Source organism: Streptomyces sp. NPDC058662 (genome assembly GCF_042716255.1).
GTDB lineage: Bacteria > Actinomycetota > Actinomycetes > Streptomycetales > Streptomycetaceae > Streptomyces.
Genome location: NZ_JBHXRU010000114.1, coordinates 1 through 18354 on the forward strand (window position 1 = coordinate 1; position 18354 = coordinate 18354).

Genomic DNA, 18354 nt, shown 5'->3' on the forward strand with positions numbered 1-18354 from the left:
CCGGAGGGTGTTGGGCGTGAACGGGGGCGGGGGGCGGGGCGGCCGGCAGGTGGGGCCGGCGCGGTTCCGGCGCCGGGGGGCGGCGGACGCGCGGGGCGCCCGCGCCGCGGGCGGGCCCGGACGGCTACGCGGCCTGGGCGTCGGCCCAGTGCTCCTGGAGCGTACGGACGGCCTCGGTGATCGCCGGGCGGCGGGCCGCGCCGGTCCGCCACAGGGCGTACAGCCGGCGTACGGGGCCCGGCTCCAGCGGTACCGCCACCGTGCCCGGCGGCAGCCCGCCCGTACCGAGCCGCGGGACGACGGCCACCCCGAGACCGGCGGCGACCAGGGCGACGATGGTGTGGTTCTCCTCCGCGACGTGGACGATGTCCGGTTCGAGTCCGGCCGCGCGCAGGGTCCGGACCAGCCAGTCGTGGCAGATCCGCCCCGGCGGCTGGCAGACCCAGCGCTCCGCGCCGAGGTCCGTCCGCCGCACGGTGCGGCCGTCGGCGAAGGGGTGTCCGGCCGGCACCACCAGATCGCACCGGTCGTCCCCGATCACCGCCTGCTCGATGCCCTCGGGCGCCGGCAGCGGGGCGATGTCCCAGTCGTGCGCCACGGCCAGGTCGGTGACCCCGCGCGCCACCAGGTCCACCGACAGGTGCGGGTCCACCTCCGTGAGGCGCACGTCCAGGTCCGGGTGCCGCCGCGCCAGGTCCGCGAGCACCCCCGGCAGCAGTCCGCGCGCCGCCGAGGCGAAGGCGGCCACCGTCAGCAGCCCGCTCGGCTGCCCCCGCCGCTCCTCCAACGTGGTCTCGGCGCGCTCCACGATCGCCAGCAACTGCCGTGCCGCGTCCGCCAGATGGCGGGCCTCCTCGGTGAGGGCCACTCCGCGCCCCCGCCGCTCCAGCAGGGTCGTACGGGTCTCCCGCTCCAGCTTCGAGATCTGCTGCGAGACCGCGGAGGGGGTGTAGCCGAGGGCGGCCGCCGCGCCCGCGACCGAGCCGTGGACGGAGACGGCGTGCAGGGCGCGCAACCGGGCGAGATCGAGCATGCTCCCATCGTGGCACCGCCAGCAGGCGTAAGCAACGCTTCATTCATCCCGGAAGAGATCCGCGCTGGTGCTACATCATCGGGGCGTCGATGCTCGGAGCATGCGTCCCGTACACACCGCCCTCGCCGTGCTCGTCGCCGCCGTCTGGGGCTTCAACTTCGTGGTCATCGAGATCGGCCTCGACCACTTCCCGCCGCTGCTCCTGTCGGCGCTGCGCTTCCTCGTCGCCGCCCTGCCCGCCGTGTTCCTCGTCGGGCGCCCGAAGGTGGCGTGGAAGTGGATCCTCGCGGTCGGAGCGGCGCTCGGCATCGCCAAGTTCGGCCTCCTCTTCACCGGCATGGACGCCGGGATGCCGGCCGGGCTGTCCTCGCTCGTGCTCCAGGCGCAGGCCGTCTTCACCGCCGTCCTCGCCGCCTTCGTCCTGCGCGAACGGCCGGGCCGGGTGCGGGTTGCCGGCATGGCCGTCGCGCTCGCCGGGATCGCCGTCGCCGCCGCCGACGGGGGCACGTCGGGACCGGTGCTCGGCTTCGTGCTCGTGGTCGCGGCCGCCGCCTGCTGGGGGGTGTCGAACGTGCTGACGCGCAAGGCCGCCCCGCCCGACGCGCTGAACTTCATGGTGTGGGTCTGCGTGGTCCCGGTGCTCCCGCTGCTCGCCCTCTCCCTGCTGCTGGAGGGGCCGGAGCGGGACCTGGCCGCGCTGCGCGCCCTGGACTGGTCCGGAGCGGCCGTCCTCGGATACGTCGCCTGGGTGTCCACCGTCTTCGGGTTCGGCGCCTGGGGCTACCTGCTGCGCCGCTACCCGGCCTCCTCGGTGGCGCCGTTCTCGCTGCTGGTGCCCGTGTTCGGGATGTCCTCGGCCGCCCTGGTCCTCGGTGAGCCCGTCTCCGGGATGCGCTGGCTCGCGGCGGTGCTGCTGGTCGGCGGGGTGGCCCTGACCTCGCTGGCTTCCGCGCCCGGCGGGCGTACGGCCTCCGCGCCCGGCGCACGTACCGCCCCGGCGCCCGAAGCGCGTGCGGCCTCCGCCCCGGAGCCCGCCGGCGCCGCCCGTCCCGCCCCGTGAGGGCGCGGGCGCCGCGCGGAAGCCCGCAGTCCTGCCGGAAACGCTCCTTCTGTGCCGGTTCACCGGCACCTCGGACGGGAGTTGGGTAATGGAAAGGCAAAGGTGCGCGGACGCGTGCAACCCCCGGCGGGGATCGGCGGTCGTATGGTGCGTCGGTACTTCCGGGAGGGGATCTGGGGGGATCGGGAAGTCCGACGAGGGAGGGGTAACCGTGAGGGGGTCCGGCCGCGAGGCCTGACCCCCTTCTGGTTCTCCGGGGCGCTCCCGGGCGTTGTCCCCAGGGCCCGCGCGCTGTCCGAGCCGGACGGTAGCTTCGCTCCATGGCAACGGACGCGGCGCGGGCTGTGCAACTGGCGGTGGTCGAGGGCGTGCTCGAACGCATCACCTACGCCAACGAGGAGAGCGGCTACACGGTCGCCCGCGTCGACACCGGCCGCGGCGCCGGCGACCTCCTCACGGTCGTCGGCTCCCTGCTGGGGGCCCAGCCCGGCGAATCGCTGCGCATGGAGGGCCGATGGGGCTCCCACCCCCAGTACGGCAAGCAGTTCGCGGTGGAGAACTACCGCACCGTCCTGCCGGCCACCGTCCAGGGCATCCGCCGCTACCTCGGCTCCGGCCTCATCAAGGGCATCGGCCCGAGGATCGCCGAGCGGATCGTCGACCACTTCGGCACCGAGACCCTGGACATCATCGAGGGCGAGCCGAAACGGCTGATCGAGGTGCCCGGACTCGGCCCCAAGCGGACGAAGCTGATCGGCGCCGCCTGGGAGGAGCAGAAGGCCATCAAGGAGGTCATGGTCTTCCTGCAGGGCGTCGGCGTCTCCACCTCCATCGCCGTCCGCATCTACAAGAAGTACGCCGACGCCTCCATCTCGGTGGTGCGCAACCAGCCCTACCGGCTCGCCGCCGACGTGTGGGGCATCGGCTTCCTCACCGCCGACCGCATCGCCCAGGCCGTCGGCATCCCGCACGACAGCCCCGAGCGGGTCAAGGCCGGACTCCAGTACGCCCTTTCGCAGTCCACCGACCAGGGCCACTGCTTCCTGCCCGAGGAGCGGCTCATCGCCGACGGCGTCACACTGCTCCAGGTCGACACCGGGCTCGTCATCGACTGCCTGGCCGAACTCGCCGCCGACCCGGAGGGCGTCGTACGGGAGTCCGTGCCGGACCCGCAGGGCGGCCCGGATCCGCTGACCGCCGTGTACCTGGTGCCCTTCCACCGCGCCGAGCTGTCCCTGGTCGGCCAGGTGCGCCGGCTCCTGCACGCCGAGGAGGACCGGATGCCCGGTTTCCGCGACGTGGACTGGGACCGGGCACTGGGCTGGCTCGCGGGCCGCACCGGGGCCGCCCTGGCCCCCGAGCAGCGGGACGCGGTCCGCCTCGCGCTGACCCGCCGCGTCGCCGTCCTCACCGGCGGGCCGGGCTGCGGCAAGTCCTTCACCGTCCGCTCGATCGTGGAGCTGGCCCGGGCGAAGAAGGCCAAGGTGGTGCTCGCCGCGCCCACCGGCCGGGCGGCGAAGCGGCTGTCCGAGCTCACCGGCGCCGACGCCTCCACGGTCCACCGGCTGCTGGAACTGAAGCCGGGCGGGGACGCCGCGTACGACCGGGAGCGCCCGCTGGACGCGGACCTGGTCGTGGTCGACGAGGCGTCCATGCTGGACCTGCTTCTGGCCAACAAGCTCGTCAAGGCCGTGGCGCCGGGCGCCCACCTGCTGCTCGTGGGGGATGTGGACCAGCTGCCGTCGGTCGGCGCCGGGGAGGTGCTGCGGGACCTGCTGGCCGAGGACGGCCCGGTACCCGCCGTCCGCCTGACGCGGATCTTCCGGCAGGCCCAGCAGTCGGGCGTGGTCGCCAACGCCCACCGGATCAACACCGGTCTGCCGCCGCTCACCGACGGGCTGCCGGACTTCTTCCTCTTCCCGGAGGAGGACACCGAGGCCGCCGGAGTGCTCGCCGTGGACGTGGCGGCCCGACGCATTCCGGCCAGGTTCGGCCTCGACCCGCGCCGCGACATCCAGGTGCTGGCCCCCATGCACCGGGGGCCGGCCGGCGCGGGGAACCTCAACGGCTTGCTCCAGCAGGCGATCACCCCGGCCCGGCCGGACCTGCCCGAGAAGCGGTTCGGCGGCCGGGTCTTCCGGGTCGGCGACAAGGTGACCCAGGTCCGGAACAACTACGAGAAGGGGGCCAACGGCGTCTTCAACGGCACGGTCGGCGTGGTCACCGCCCTGGACCTCGACGAACAGCGCCTGACCGTACGGACGGAGGAGGACGAGGAGGTCGGCTACGAGTTCGCCGAACTGGACGAGCTGGCCCACGCCTACGCCGTCACCATCCACCGCTCCCAGGGGAGTGAATATCCCGCGGTGGTGATCCCGGTCACCACCGGGGCTTGGATGATGCTCCAGCGGAACCTGCTGTACACGGCGGTGACCCGGGCGAAGAAACTGGTCGTCCTGGTCGGGTCACGCAAGGCCCTGGGGCAGGCGGTGCGTACGGTTTCCGCAGGCAGGAGGTACACGGCGGTCGCGGCGAGGCTGTCCGGCCGGATACCGGTGGGAAACATCACCTAGATGATCGATCATTTGGGGTTCCACCGCCGGTGCGGAGGGTGCAGGATGAGCAGCTTGGCGGCACTCAGTGCCGCCAGGAGCGCCGAAGGCCGACCCCGAGTGCACTCTCCTGCGCCAAATGGGGGAAGGTAGAGGCAGTCAGGGCACCTCGAAGAAGAGGCACTACGTCGGTGAGGGATGACGTGAGCGACAACTCTGTAGTACTCCGGTACGCGGACGGTGAATACACCTACCCGGTGGTCGAGAGCACCGTCGGCGACCAGGGCTTCGACATCTCGAAGCTGAGGGCCCAGACCGGGCTCGTCACTCTGGACAGCGGCTACGGCAACACCGCGGCGTACAAGTCCGCGATTACCTACCTCGACGGTGAGCAGGGCATCCTGCGCTACCGCGGTTACCCGATCGAGCAGCTGGCCGAGCGCTCGACGTTCATCGAGGTCGCGTACCTGCTGATCAACGGCGAGCTGCCGACGGTCGACCAGCTCGCGTCGTTCCGCAACGAGATCACCCAGCACACGCTGCTGCACGAGGACGTGAAGCGCTTCTACGACGGCTTCCCGCGCGACGCGCACCCGATGGCGATGCTGTCCTCCGTGGTCAGCGCGCTGTCGACGTTCTACCAGGACAGCCACAACCCGTTCGACGACCAGCAGCGCCACCTGTCGACGATCCGACTGCTGGCCAAGCTTCCGACGATCGCGGCCTACGCGTACAAGAAGTCGGTCGGCCACCCGGTGGTCTACCCGCGCAACGACCTCGGCTACGTCGAGAACTTCCTGCGCATGACCTTCTCCGTGCCGGCCCAGGAGTACGACCTGGACCCGGTCGTGGTCTCGGCGCTCGACAAGCTGCTGATCCTGCACGCGGACCACGAGCAGAACTGCTCGACCTCCACCGTGCGCCTGGTCGGCTCCTCGCAGGCGAACATGTTCGCCTCGATCTCGGCCGGCATCTCGGCCCTGTGGGGCCCGCTGCACGGTGGCGCCAACCAGTCCGTCCTGGAGATGCTGGAAGGCATCAAGCAGGACGGCGGCGACGTCGACGCCTTCATCCGCAAGGTGAAGAACAAGGAGGACGGCGTCCGCCTGATGGGCTTCGGGCACCGCGTCTACAAGAGCTTCGACCCCCGGGCGAAGATCATCAAGGCTGCGGCGCACGACGTCCTCTCGGCGCTCGGCAAGAGCGACGAGCTGCTGGACATCGCGCTCAAGCTGGAGGAGCACGCGCTGGCCGACGAGTACTTCGTCGAGCGCAACCTCTACCCCAACGTGGACTTCTACACCGGTCTGATCTACCGGGCCATGGGCTTCCCGACCGAGATGTTCACCGTGCTCTTCGCGCTCGGCCGGCTCCCCGGCTGGATCGCCCAGTGGCACGAGATGATCAAGGAGCCCGGCTCCCGCATCGGCCGTCCGCGCCAGATCTACACCGGCGAGGTCCTGCGCGACTTCGTCCCGGTCGAGGCCCGCTGACCCGAGCCTCCAGGCGTACGAAAAGCGCCCCGCCGTCGATCCCCCCACGGGTCGACGGTCGGGGCGCTTTCCTTTCCCCGGAACGGATTCCCCCCACGGGACCCGATCCAGGGCGTCGGTGTGTGCCGGGACCCGTTCTCGGGTCGGGAGGGCCGCTCGGGCCTCCCGCAGGCACGTGTCCCGGCCGGCCGGCGCCTCGGTCGTCCCCCAGGACCTCCGGCAACGTCCCCCAAGACGTTCCTGGCACCGCCCCATTAGACTCGTGCCGGCCCCGGATGGTTACGTTGCCGTCACTGTGATCTGCGTCTCCCGTGAAGGAAGTGTGTGGGCCCTGGGAGGGAGATCCACTAGCGGAACGTGCGCAGCCGCAGGCTGTTGCTCACGACGAAGACCGAGGAGAAGGCCATCGCGGCCCCGGCGATCATCGGGTTGAGCAGGCCGGCGGCCGCCAGCGGCAGGGCCGCCACGTTGTAGCCGAAGGCCCAGAAGAGGTTTCCCTTGATGGTGGCCAGGGTGCGGCGGGAGAGCCGGATCGCGTCCGCCGCCACCCGCAGGTCGCCCCGTACGAGGGTCAGGTCGCCGGCCTCGATGGCCGCGTCGGAGCCGGTCCCCATGGCCAGGCCCAGATCGGCCTGGGCCAGCGCGGCCGCGTCGTTGACCCCGTCGCCGACCATGGCCACCGTGCGGCCCTCGGCCTGCAGCCGGCGCACGACGTCCACCTTGTCCTGGGGGAGCACCTCGGCGATCACCTCGTCGATGCCCACCTCGCGGGCCACCGTCCGCGCGACGGCCTCGTTGTCCCCGGTCAGCAGCACCGGGGTCAGGCCCAGGGCCCGCAGCCGGGTGACCGCCTCGGCGCTGGTCGCCTTCACCGCGTCGGCCACCGTCAGGACCCCGCGCGCCGCGCCGTCCCAGGCCACCAGGACGGCTGTGGAGCCGGCGGCCTCGGCGGTCGACTTGGCCTGAGCGAGGGCGGCCGGCAGGGTGATCGACCGGTCGGCCAGCAGTCGTTCGCGCCCCACCAGAACCGCGTGCCCGTCGACCACGCCCTGGACGCCGAGCCCGGCGAGGCTCTCGAAGCCCTCCGGGACGGGCAGGGCGCCGGCCCGCTCGGCCGCTCCGGCGGCCACAGCCCGGGCGATCGGGTGCTCCGAGGCGTGCTCCAGCGACCCGGCCAGGCGCAGCAGTTCGACCTCGTCGGTGCCCTCGGCGGGGAAGACGCCGACCAGGGCCATCCGGCCGGTGGTGACGGTCCCGGTCTTGTCGAGGACGACGGTGTCCACCCGGCGGGTGGACTCCAGTACCTCGGGTCCCTTGATCAGGATGCCGAGCTGCGCGCCCCGGCCGGTGCCGACCATCAGCGCGGTCGGCGTGGCCAGGCCCAGGGCGCAGGGGCAGGCGATGATCAGGACGGCGACGGCGGCGGTGAAGGCGGCCGCGGGGTCGTCGGCGACGAGCAGCCAGGTGACCCAGGTGCCGAGCGCGAGGAGCAGGACGACGGGGACGAACACGGCGGAGATCCGGTCGGCGAGGCGCTGCACCTCGGCCTTGCCGCTCTGCGCGGCCTCCACCATCCGGGACATCCGGGCGAGCTGGGTGTCGGCGCCGATCCGGGTGGCCTCGACGACCAGCCGTCCGGAGGTGTTGACGGTGGCGCCGGTGACCGTGTCGTGCGTGGAGACCTCGACCGGGACGGACTCGCCGGTGAGCATCGACACGTCCACGGCGGAGGCGCCCTCGACGACCGTTCCGTCGGTGGCGATCTTCTCGCCGGGACGGACGACGAACCGGTCGCCGACCGCGAGCTCGCCGACCGGGACGCGGACCTCGCGGCCGCCGCGCAGGACGGCGACGTCCTTGGCGCCCAGCTGCAGCAGGGCCCGCAGGGCCGCGCCCGCCTTCCGCTTCGAGCGGGCCTCCAGGTAGCGGCCCAGCAGGATGAAGCTGACGACTCCGGCGGCGACCTCCAGGTAGAGGGCGGAGGAGCCGTCGGTGCGGGCGACGGCGCCCCCCTGCCAGCTGAGGAGGACGAAGTCGTGCCGCATGCCGGGCATGCCCGCGTGGCCGAAGAACAGGGCCCACAGGGACCAGCCGTAAGCCGCGAGGGTGCCGACGGAGACCAGGGTGTCCATGGTGGCGGCGCCGTGCCGGGCGTTGGTCCAGGCGGCCCGGTGGAAAGGGAGCGCGCCCCAGACGACGACAGGGGAGGCGAGGGTGAGGGAGAGCCACTGCCAGTTGTCGAACTGCAGGGCCGGGACCATCGCCAGCAGTACGACGGGCAGCGCCAGGACGGTGGAGACCAGCAGGCGCTCGCGCAGCGCGGCCAGTTCCGGGTCGGGGGCCTCGGCCCGCTCCTCGTCGGCGGCCGCGGGGGCGGGCGGCGCGGGCTCCTCGGCGGTGTAGCCGGTCTTGACGACGGTCGCGATCAGGTCGGCGACCTGGACGTCGCCGCCGTAGGAGACGTAGGCCTTCGCGGTGGCGTAGTTCACCGTGGCCTCGACGCCGTCCATCCGGTTGAGCTTCTTCTCGATGCGGGCCGCGCAGGAGGCGCAGGTCATCCCGCCGATCGAGAGCTCGACCGCCGTTATGGGTCCGTCGTGCACTGTGCTGCTGGTCATCTTCCGGCTCCAGGGGGAGGGCCGGGCCGTACGGAACCAGTATGAGCTGGCCGGTACGGCCCGGCGGGGTACTGCGGAGTACTGCGACGCGGTGCGGCCGGTCGCCGCGGCCGCTGCCGGGCGGCTGCCGCGGCCGGCAGCGGCCGGTGTCGCGGCGCTGCCGGCCGCCGCTCAGGGGTGGCCGGCTGCCGCTCAGGCGCGGCCGGCGAACTCGTACCCGGCCTCGTCCACGGCGGCGCGGACGTCCTCGTCGCCGAGCGGGGCGGCGGAGACCACGGTGACCTCGCCGGTGGCGGCGACGGCCTTGACCGAGCTGACGCCCGGCAGGGCGGTGAGCTCGGCGGTCACCGCGCCCTCGCAGTGCCCGCAGGTCATGCCGGTCACCCGGTAGACGGTGGTGGTCTGGGTGTCCGTCTCGGCGGTCATGTCGTTCTCCTCTTCGGGGGCGTGTCCGGTCACCGGGGGCGGCGGATCGCTCCACCGTCCTCCCGACATACCGAGACTATACCCCTAGGGGGTATGGATGCGAGGGAGGGGCGCCTCCGTTTCGCCCGCTCGTCCCACCGGCTGCCCTCAGTCCTCGCGGCGGCCCCGGTTGCCGGGACGGCGCGCCACCCAGGCGCGGACGGTGTCGGCGTACCAGTAGGGCTTGCCGCCCTCCACATGGTCGGGCAGGGGCAGCAGCCCGTGCTTGCGGTACGAGCGCACGGTGTCCGGCTGCACCCGGATGTGGGCGGCGATCTCCTTGTACGACCACAGCTGTCGGTCGCTCATGCACGACACCTCCTGGTCCACGCCGCCGGGCCGGCCGGGAGGCCGTCGGGGGGAGCCGGCGCGTGGACAGTGACGATCACTCGGGTTGTGCCCGGGGAACGACGGACGGTGAAGGCAAGGGAGGGGCTGTCGCCCGCCTGTGACGGAAGACCCGCGTAACGCGGACATGCGTGACACGCGGGCGACCCTTGTGACACAGGCGGCACAAGGGTCGCGCGGTGCGGCAGCGGGGCGGAGGCCGCCGGTCAGCGGTACAGCGCCGGGCGCTCCACCATGTCCACGGAGGTCCGTACGCCCTCGCGGGCGGCCGTCAGACCCGCCTCGGACACGGCCGCCGCCGCGTAGCCGTCCCAGGCGTCGGGCCCCGCCACGCCGCCCCGCGCGGCCGCGGCCACCCAGCGCCGCAACTGCCGGTCGTAGGCGTCCGCGAAGCGCACCGTGAAGTCCTGGGGGATCTCGCCGCCCCACCGGCCCGCGGACCGCACCACCATCGCGCGCTGGTCGCCGATGGACGCGCTGCCCGACTCGCCGACGGCCTCGCACCTCACCTCGTAGCCGAAACCGCAGTTGACGAAGATCTCCACATCGACGACGGCGCCGCCGGAGGTCTCCAGCAGCACCAGCCGGGGGTCCCCCAGCCCCTCCGGCGCGGTCGAGGACGGGGTGGGGGACAGCACGGACACCGCGGTGACCTCCTGCCCCAGCAGCCAGCGGGCCGCGTCCACCTCGTGCACGACGGAGTCGCTGATCAGCATGTCGCTCGTGAAGAAGGACGGCGAGGCGGCGTTGCGGTGCCGGCAGTGCAGGAACAGCGGCCGCCCGATCGCGCCCGCGTCCAGGAGCTCCTTCAACCGCTCGTACTCGGCGTCGTGGCGCCGCATGAACCCCACCTGCACCAGGCGCCGCCCCAGTCGCTGCTCGGCCTCCATCACACGCAGCGCCCCCGCCGGGTCCGGGGTCAGCGGCTTCTCGCACAGCACCGGCAGCCCGCGCTCCAGGGCGCGCAGGATCGCCTCCTCGTGGGCGGGCCCGGGGGAGGCGATCAGTACGGCCTCCACACCGGGCGCGGCTATCGCCGCCGCCGGGTCGGTGTGCGCGCTCGCGCCGTCCAGCGCGCCCGCGACCGCCTTCACCCGGTCCCCGTCCGGGTCGGCCACAGCCACCACCCGGGCCCCGCCGACGGTCCGCCCGATCCTGCGGAGGTGGTCCGCGCCCATCTTCCCGGTGCCGATGACGGCGATGCCGAGCGTGCTCATGTCGTGTTCCTTCCGGAGGGTCAGCGGGCGCCGCAGGAGCGCAGGTAGGCGCGGGTGCGGCGGGCGATCGGCAGCGGCCGGTCGGGCGGGCAGGGGTACATGTCCTGCTCGACGATGGCGAAGAGGTCCACACCGAGGCGCTGGGCCGCCGCCAGCACCGGCTCCAGCGCCGGCACGCCCGACGGCGGCTCGCACATCACCCCGCGCCCCACGGCGGGTCCGAAGGGCAGCCCCTCGGCGGCGACCTCGCCCAGGATCCGCGGGTCCACCTGCTTGAGGTGCAGGTACCCGATCCGCTCGGCGAAGGCCTCGATCGCCGCGACGCTGTCGCCGCCGCAGTACGCGTAGTGCCCGGTGTCCAGGCAGAGGGAGACGAGGGCGGGATCGGTGGCGTCCAGGAAACGGGCCACGTTCTCGGGGGTGTCGATATGGGTGTCCGCGTGCGGGTGGACGACGATCCGCAGCCCGTACCGGTCCTGGACCTCCCGGCCCAGGCGCTCGGTCTGGGCGGCCAGTTCGCGCCACTGGCCGGGAGTGAGGGTGCGGTCCTCCAGGACCTCCCCGGTCTTGTCGTCCCGCCAGAAGGACGGGATGACCACGAGATGGGCCGCGCCCATGTCCCGGGTGAGCGCCGCGATCCGCGACACGTGCTCCCAGGTCTCCTCCCACACGGCGGGCCCGTGATGGAGTCCGGTGAAGACCGTGCCGGCCGAGACCCGCAGCCCGCGCCGGGCCGTCTCCTCGGCGAGGCGGACGGGATCGGTGGGCAGATAGCCGTAGGGGCCCAGCTCGATCCACTCGTACCCGGCGTCCGCGACCTCGTCGAGGAAGCGCTTCCAGGGGGTCTGCCGGGGATCATCGGGGAACCAGACCCCCCAGGAGTCCGGAGCCGAACCGATGCGGATACGGGTCAACGCGGGCGGGGAGGACGTCATAGCGGCCACCTTAGGTCGCGGCAGGGAACGTGGCGCAGAACGCGGCAGCGAACGCGGCAGAGGACTGGGAGGACTGACTGTGACCGGCGACCCGATCACCTTCGACCTGATCACCATGGGGCGGATCGGGGTGGATCTCTACCCGCTGACGACCGGCGTATCGCTGGCGGAGGCGGACACCTTCGGCAAGTTCCTGGGCGGCTCCCCGGCCAACGTGGCCGTGGCGGCGGCCCGGCTGGGACGGCGGGTGGCGCTCATCACCCGTACCGGAGCCGACCCCTTCGGCGCCTACCTCCGCTCCGAGCTGCGCGGATTCGGGGTGGACGACCGGTGGGCGGGCGAGGTCCAGGGCCTTTCGACCCCCCTCGCGTTCTGCGAGGTCTTCCCGCCGGACCGCTTCCCGCTGTACTTCTACCGCCACCCCAAGGCCCCGGACCTGGAGATCGCGGCGCATGAGGTGGACCTGGAGGCCGTACGGGCCGCCCGCGTCTTCTGGATGACGGGGACCGGCCTCAGCGAGGAGCCGAGCCGGTCGGCCACCCTGGCGGCCCTGGAGGCGCGCGCGAAGTCCGGTACGACGGTCTTCGACCTGGACTGGCGGCCCACGCTGTGGCGGGAGAAACCAGGGCCGCACTACGAACAGGCGCTGGCGCGGGCGACCGTGGCCGTGGGGAACCCGGAGGAGTGCGAGATCGCCACGGGCGAATCGGATCCGCACGCGGCGGCGCGGGCCCTGCTCGCCGCCGGCGTGGAACTGGCCGTGGTCAAACGGGGCCCGCGGGGTGTGCTGGCGGTCCACCGGGACGGAACGGTGGCCGAGGTCCCGCCGGTGCCGGTGGACGTGGTCAACGGGCTGGGCGCGGGCGACGCGTTCGGCGGCGCGCTGTGCCACGGCCTGCTCGCCGGCTGGGACCCGGAACGGGCGGTGCGGTACGCGAACGCCGCCGGGGCCATCGTGGCATCGCGGCTGGCGTGCTCCTCGGCGATGCCGTACCCCGCCGAGGTGGAGGAGGTGCTCGGCCGTGCCGGTGGTGTGTGAGCGGGAGATGCGGTGGACGAGGCTCCTCGTCCTCGACCTGGCACCGGGGGAGCGGTACGCGCACCCGTGCGGGGAGTGGGAATGGATCGTGCTCCCGCTGTCGGGCGGCTGCCGGGTCCACTGCCGCGCCCTCACGGCCGAGCCGGCGTCCTCGCCCCCGCCGGCGGTCGGGGCGCGGGAGCCGGGGAGTGACGCCGCCGGTGGACCGGAGGTCCTCGAACTGCGCGGCCGGGCCGGGGTGTTCGAGGCCGTCACCGACTTCGCGTACGTGCCGCGCGACGCGCACGTCGGGATCGAGTCGGCCGCCGGCGGGCGCTTCGCCCTCATCGGCGCCCGCTGCACCACCCGCCTGCCGGCCCGGTACGGCCCCGCCGACGCCGTCCCGGTGGAGCTCCGCGGCGCGGCCGCCTGCTCCCGCCAGGTCAACAACTTCGCCGCGGCCGACGCCTTCCCCTGCGACCGCCTGATCGCCGTCGAGGTCCTCACCCCCGGCGGCAACTGGTCCTCCTACCCGCCCCACAAGCACGACGAGCACCATCCCGGCGAGGAGTCCCGGCTGGAGGAGATCTACTACTTCGAGATCGCCCCGCACGGGGACACCCCGGGCGTCGGCTACCAGCGCGTGACACCCTCACCCGCCGGGAGCACCGACATCCTCACCGAGGTGCGCACCGGGGACGCCGTCCTCATCCCCGACGGCTGGCACGGCCCCTCCATCGCCGCCCCCGGGCACGACATGTACTACCTGAACGTGATGGCCGGACCGCCGGGCGAGCCCCGCGCGTGGCTGATCCGCGACCATCCCGACCACCGCTGGATCCGCGACAGCTGGGACGGGCAGGACATCGACCCCCGGCTGCCCTTCCCCCACCTGCCCCTCCACCGGGCGGAGGCACCCCGATGAGACTGACCGTCGCGCAGGCACTCCTGCGCTTCCTCGCCTGCCAGTACACCGAGCGGGACGGGCGCCGCCACCGGCTCATCGCCGCCACCTGGGGAATCTTCGGGCACGGCAACGTCGCCGGGATCGGGCAGGCGCTCCTGGAGAGCGGCCCGGCCGCCATGCCCTTCCTCCAGGGCCGCAACGAGCAGGCCATGGTGCACGCCGCCGTCGGCTACGCCCGGCAGAGCGGACGGCTCTCCGCGCATGCCGTCACCACCTCCATCGGGCCCGGCGCCACCAACCTCGTCACCGGCGCCGCCCTGGCCACCGTCAACCGGATCCCGGTGCTCCTTCTGCCTGGGGACACCTTCGCGACCCGTCCCGCCGACCCCGTGCTCCAGCAGCTGGAGGTCCCGTACGCGGGAGACCTCTCCGTCAACGACACCCTGCGGCCCGTCTCCCGCTACTTCGACCGGGTCACCCGCCCCGAGGCCCTGATCCCGGCCGCCCTCCAGGCCGTGCGGGTGCTCACCGACCCCGTGCAGACGGGCGCCGTCACCCTCGCGCTGCCGCAGGACGTGCAGGCGCAGGCGTACGACTGGCCGCCGGAGTTCTTCGCCGAGCGGGTGTGGCGCGTCCGCAGGCCCCGGCCCGACCGCGACGAGCTCGCCGCGGCCGCCGCCGCGGTACGGGCCGCCGCCCGGCCCCTGGTCGTGGCCGGCGGCGGAGTCCGGCACAGCGGAGCCGGCGCGGCGCTGGCCGCCTTCGCGGAGGCCACCGGGATCCCGGTGGCCGTCACACAGGCGGGAAAGGGCGTCCTGCCGCACGGGCACCCCGCCGACGCGGGCGGGATCGGGCACACCGGAACGGCCACCGCCGACGCGCTGGCCCGGGAGGCCGACCTCGTCATCGCCGCCGGGACCCGGCTGACCGACTTCACCACCGCCTCGGGAACCCTCTTCCAGCACCCCGGGGTCCGCTTCGTCGGCCTCAACCTCGACCCGTACGACGCCCACAAGCTCGCGGCCCTGCCCCTCGTCGCCGACGCCCGCGAGGGCCTCGACGAGCTCCGGGAGGCGGTCGCCGGCCACCGTGTTGAGCCCTCGTACGAGGACGCGTACGGGCGCGCCCGGCAGACCTGGGAGACCCGCGTCGACCAGGCCTGGGCCGCCCCGGACGAGGACGCCGTCCCCACCCAGGCCCAGGTGCTGGGGCTGCTCGACGGCCTCGTGGACGACACGGACGTCCTGGTCAACGCCGCCGGATCCCTCCCGGGCGACCTGCACAAGCTCTGGCGGGCCCGGTCGGGGGACCAGTACCACGTGGAGTACGGCTACTCCTGCATGGGCTACGAGATCCCGGCGGCGATCGGCGTCGCGCTGGCCGCGCCCGGCCGGCCGGTGTGGGCGCTCGTCGGCGACGGCACGTACCTGATGAACCCCACCGAGATCGTCACCGCCGTGCAGGAGCGCCTCCCGATCAAGGTGGTGATCGTCGACAACCGCGGCTACGCCTCCATCGGCGGGCTCTCGGCGGCGGTCGGCGGCGAGGGCTTCGGCACCGCCTACCGCTTCCGGGCGCCCGACGGCTCGTACACGGGCGACCCCCTGCCGGTGGACCTCGCGGCCAACGCAGCCTCCCTCGGCATGGCGGTGATCCGTACCCGCACCATCAGTGACCTGCGCAAAGCCCTCGCGCAGGCACGGCTGGCGGACCGTCCCACATGTGTCTACGCACAGACCCGAACACCCGACACTGTGTCGGGCCCGCCCCCGGCACAGGCGTGGTGGGATGTTCCTGTGGCCGAGACCGCGACCCGCGAGGCGGCGGTCGAGGCCCGTGAAGAGTACGACCGGCAAGCCGCGCAGCGACGTCGCCATCTGTGAAGGAGCAAGGCATGAAGACCGTCAACCACTGGATCGGTGGCACGACCGTCGAGGGCGCGTCGGGCAACTACGGCCCGGTCACCGACCCGGCGACCGGCGAGGTCACCACCCGCGTCGCCCTGGCCTCGGCCGAGGAGGTCGACGCGGCGGTACGCGTCGCCCGCGAGGCGTTCCTCACCTGGGGCCAGTCCTCGCTGGCCGCCCGCACCAAGGTGCTGTTCGCCTACCGCGCCCTGCTGGACGCCAACCGCGACGCCGTCGCCGAGCTGATCACCGCCGAGCACGGCAAGGTCCACTCGGACGCGCTGGGCGAGGTCGCGCGCGGCCTGGAGATCGTCGAACTGGCCTGCGGGATCACCACACAGCTCAAGGGCGAGCTGTCGACCTCCGTCTCCAGCCGGGTCGACGTCTCCTCCATCCGCCAGCCGCTGGGCGTCGTGGCGGGCATCACCCCGTTCAACTTCCCGGCGATGGTTCCGATGTGGATGTTCCCGCTGGCCGTGGCCTGCGGTAACACGTTCATCCTCAAGCCCAGCGAGAAGGACCCCTCGGCCGCCAACAAGCTGGCCGAGCTGATGACCGAGGCCGGCCTGCCGGCGGGTGTGCTGAACGTCGTCCACGGCGACAAGGTCGCGGTCGACGCGCTGCTCGCCCACCCCGACATCGCGGCCGTCTCCTTCGTCGGCTCCACCCCGATCGCCCGCCACATCCACACCACCGCCTCCGCCAACGGCAAGCGCGTGCAGGCACTGGGCGGCGCCAAGAACCACATGCTCGTCCTGCCCGACGCCGACCTGGACGCCGCCGCCGACGCGGCCGTGTCCGCCGCCTACGGCTCGGCCGGCGAGCGCTGCATGGCGATCTCGGCCGTCGTCGCCGTCGGCTCGATCGCCGACACCCTCGTCGAGAAGATCCGCGAGCGCGCCGAGAAGATCAAGGTCGGCCCCGGCAACGACCCCACGTCCGAGATGGGCCCGCTGATCACAGCCGCCCACCGCGACAAGGTCGCCTCGTACGTGACGGGCGCGGCCGCCCAGGGCGCCGACGTGGTCCTGGACGGCACCGGCTACACGGTCGAGGGCAACGAGAACGGCCACTGGATCGGGCTGTCCCTCCTCGACCACGTGAAGACCGACTCCGACGCGTACCGCGACGAGATCTTCGGGCCGGTGCTGTGCGTCCTGCGCGCCGAGACCTACGAGGAGGGCGTGGCGCTCATCAACGCCTCGCCGTTCGGCAACGGCACCGCGATCTTCACCCGTGACGGCGGCGCCGCCCGCCGCTTCCAGCTGGAGATCGAGGCGGGCATGGTCGGCGTCAACGTGCCGATCCCGGTGCCGGTGGGCTACCACTCCTTCGGCGGCTGGAAGGACTCGCTCTTCGGCGACCACCACATCTACGGCCCCGACGGCATCCACTTCTACACACGCGGCAAGGTCGTCACGACCCGCTGGCCGGACCCCTCGGACGCCCCGGCGGGCGTGGACCTCGGCTTCCCCCGCAACCACTGACACCCCCCCGCCCAGCACCCCCGGCCACCCCTCACCGGCCGGGGGTGCTGCTGTTCCCCGGCGGTCAGCGGGTGGGGGCCGGGTAGCGCTGCGGCTCCGGGGGGTGCGGCGTGCCGGAGCGGCGGCGGCGTACGGTGCGGAGTGCGAGGGCGGCCGCCGCCAGGGCGAGGACGGCTCCCGCAGCGGGCCACGGGACGGCGAGGAAGCCGGTCCCGGACGCCGAGCGCAGATCCGGGTACGCGGCCGCCCCGGCCGTGACCTCCACGTCGACCCAGTCCGACTGCGGCGCGTCCGGCCACGGCTCGGTCAACTCGACACGTTGGCCCGGCAGCAGCACCGGCTTCGACTCGCGCGCCGGGCGGTCCAGCACCGTGCGCCCGAAGAGCCCCTGGGCGGAGATCGCCACCCGGGGCTCGACGACCACGTTGCCGCGGTTCACGAGGGCGTACGAGATCGTGGCGCGGGCCTCCTTGACCCAGGGCAGCAGCGGCGCCGACCTGTGCACCCGGACGTCCTCCACACTCAGCCCGGGGGTCACGGGTCCGGGTACGCGGAAGTACAGTCTGGCTCCCACCGAGCGCTTCACCCCGACCTTGACCTTGCCCTCCTGCTGCACCCCCTCCACGGCGGTGTTGAGGGCGACGATCCCGCCGATGTGGTCGCCGGGCGCGGCGTCCGCGGGGACCGTCACGGTGAACGGCAGGTCCTTGCGGCCCTTGGCCGGCACGGTGACCGTGGACGCGGTCTCCGGCGGCAGCGCTGTCCACGCGCCCACGTCGCGGGGCTTCGTCTCCACCGGCAGCAGCGCGAAGGCGCCGCCGGACGGGGTGTTCACGGCATCGGTCGCGAAGACCTGGAACGTCAGCTCCGCGTCCGAGGAGTTGAGGATCGTCACGCTGTCGCGGACGGCGGCACCGGCCGGGGCCTGGTGGAAGAAGTACGCCCGGTCGGTCATCGCCGCACCGGCCGGGGGCGTCGGGAAGACCCCCCAGGTGCCGTTGTCCGCCGCCAGCGCGGGCCCGGCGCCGGGGAGCAGCAGTCCGAGCAGTCCGAGCACTCCGAGCAGCCCGAGCAGCCCGAGCATTTTGGCGAGGCGGAGCAGCGGCCCCGGGCGCGCGGCGCGGCGGGCGCGGGGTGCGTGGGTGCGGGTGCGCATGGGCGGGACTCCAGTGGGGGGCGGACGGGGAAGGGTGGTGGGGGGGCCGGGGGGCCCCCCCCCCCCCGCCGCGCCGGGGCGGGGGGGGGGGGGCCCGCGCGCCCGGCCGCGCGGGGGGCCCGGCCGGCCCGGGGCCGGGGGGGGGCGCGGGAGGAAGG

General features: G+C 73.5%; 14 protein-coding genes. 7 read left to right on the top strand and 7 right to left on the bottom strand.

What is annotated here, in order from left to right; genetic code table 11:
• Positions 1 to 124: 124 nt before the first annotated feature.
• Positions 125 to 1033 (bottom strand): LysR substrate-binding domain-containing protein, encoded by a 909-nt coding sequence (locus tag ACFWUQ_RS27445; RefSeq protein ID WP_384543285.1) that lies wholly within the window; start codon positions 1031 to 1033, stop codon positions 125 to 127.
• 100 nt (positions 1034 to 1133) lie between these two features.
• On the opposite strand from ACFWUQ_RS27445, the gene ACFWUQ_RS27450 reads away from it, so the two are divergent.
• The 3 genes from ACFWUQ_RS27450 to ACFWUQ_RS27460 all read left to right on the top strand — a co-directional run bounded on the left by ACFWUQ_RS27450 (position 1134) and on the right by ACFWUQ_RS27460 (position 6138).
• Positions 1134 to 2093, top strand: a complete 960-nt coding sequence (locus ACFWUQ_RS27450) for an EamA family transporter (protein WP_384543287.1) — start codon at positions 1134 to 1136, stop codon at positions 2091 to 2093.
• A 320-nt stretch (positions 2094 to 2413) separates the two neighbouring features.
• Positions 2414 to 4666: an ATP-dependent RecD-like DNA helicase gene (locus tag ACFWUQ_RS27455; protein ID WP_384543289.1), complete on the top strand. Its 2253-nt coding sequence runs from the start codon at positions 2414 to 2416 to the stop codon at positions 4664 to 4666.
• A 182-nt stretch (positions 4667 to 4848) separates the two neighbouring features.
• Positions 4849 to 6138, top strand: coding sequence for a citrate synthase (locus tag ACFWUQ_RS27460; protein ID WP_384543292.1), 1290 nt, complete (start codon positions 4849 to 4851; stop codon positions 6136 to 6138).
• A 347-nt stretch (positions 6139 to 6485) separates the two neighbouring features.
• On the opposite strand, the gene ACFWUQ_RS27465 is transcribed toward ACFWUQ_RS27460, so the two are convergent.
• The 5 genes from ACFWUQ_RS27465 to ACFWUQ_RS27485 all read right to left on the bottom strand — a co-directional run bounded on the left by ACFWUQ_RS27465 (position 6486) and on the right by ACFWUQ_RS27485 (position 11721).
• Positions 6486 to 8756 (bottom strand): heavy metal translocating P-type ATPase, encoded by a 2271-nt coding sequence (locus tag ACFWUQ_RS27465; RefSeq protein ID WP_384543294.1) that lies wholly within the window; start codon positions 8754 to 8756, stop codon positions 6486 to 6488.
• A gap of 192 nt (positions 8757 to 8948) precedes the next feature.
• Entirely contained in the window at positions 8949 to 9182 is a 234-nt protein-coding gene (locus tag ACFWUQ_RS27470; RefSeq protein WP_384543313.1) for a heavy-metal-associated domain-containing protein, read from the bottom strand.
• Positions 9183 to 9329: 147 nt separating this feature from the next.
• Complete coding sequence (locus ACFWUQ_RS27475) at positions 9330 to 9530, bottom strand: MarR family transcriptional regulator (protein WP_384543297.1); 201 nt, start codon at positions 9528 to 9530, stop codon at positions 9330 to 9332.
• 245 nt (positions 9531 to 9775) lie between these two features.
• Positions 9776 to 10786: a Gfo/Idh/MocA family protein gene (locus ACFWUQ_RS27480; protein ID WP_384543299.1), complete on the bottom strand. Its 1011-nt coding sequence runs from the start codon at positions 10784 to 10786 to the stop codon at positions 9776 to 9778.
• Between the two features lie 20 nt (positions 10787 to 10806).
• The gene (locus ACFWUQ_RS27485) at positions 10807 to 11721 is read right to left on the bottom strand and encodes a sugar phosphate isomerase/epimerase family protein (RefSeq protein ID WP_384543302.1); all 915 of its coding nucleotides are present in this window, start codon (positions 11719 to 11721) and stop codon (positions 10807 to 10809) included.
• Positions 11722 to 11836: 115 nt separating this feature from the next.
• Between ACFWUQ_RS27485 and iolC the strand changes: the two genes are divergently transcribed.
• The 4 genes from iolC to ACFWUQ_RS27505 are packed head-to-tail and all read left to right on the top strand — an operon-like array spanning position 11837 to position 17040.
• The gene (iolC, locus tag ACFWUQ_RS27490) at positions 11837 to 12760 is read left to right on the top strand and encodes a 5-dehydro-2-deoxygluconokinase (protein ID WP_384543316.1); all 924 of its coding nucleotides are present in this window, start codon (positions 11837 to 11839) and stop codon (positions 12758 to 12760) included.
• Positions 12761 to 12767: 7 nt separating this feature from the next.
• Positions 12768 to 13664, top strand: a complete 897-nt coding sequence (gene iolB / locus ACFWUQ_RS27495) for a 5-deoxy-glucuronate isomerase (protein ID WP_384543318.1) — start codon at positions 12768 to 12770, stop codon at positions 13662 to 13664.
• Complete coding sequence (iolD, locus tag ACFWUQ_RS27500) at positions 13661 to 15529, top strand: 3D-(3,5/4)-trihydroxycyclohexane-1,2-dione acylhydrolase (decyclizing) (RefSeq protein WP_384543304.1); 1869 nt, start codon at positions 13661 to 13663, stop codon at positions 15527 to 15529. The genes iolB and iolD overlap by 4 nt, the downstream gene beginning before the upstream one ends.
• An 11-nt stretch (positions 15530 to 15540) precedes the next feature.
• Complete coding sequence (locus tag ACFWUQ_RS27505; RefSeq protein WP_384543308.1) at positions 15541 to 17040, top strand: CoA-acylating methylmalonate-semialdehyde dehydrogenase; 1500 nt, start codon at positions 15541 to 15543, stop codon at positions 17038 to 17040.
• Positions 17041 to 17104: 64 nt separating this feature from the next.
• Here ACFWUQ_RS27505 and ACFWUQ_RS27510 read toward each other — a convergent pair whose 3' ends face one another.
• Positions 17105 to 18196 (bottom strand): WxL protein peptidoglycan domain-containing protein, encoded by a 1092-nt coding sequence (locus ACFWUQ_RS27510; protein WP_384543310.1) that lies wholly within the window; start codon positions 18194 to 18196, stop codon positions 17105 to 17107.
• Positions 18197 to 18354: the final 158 nt, after the last annotated feature.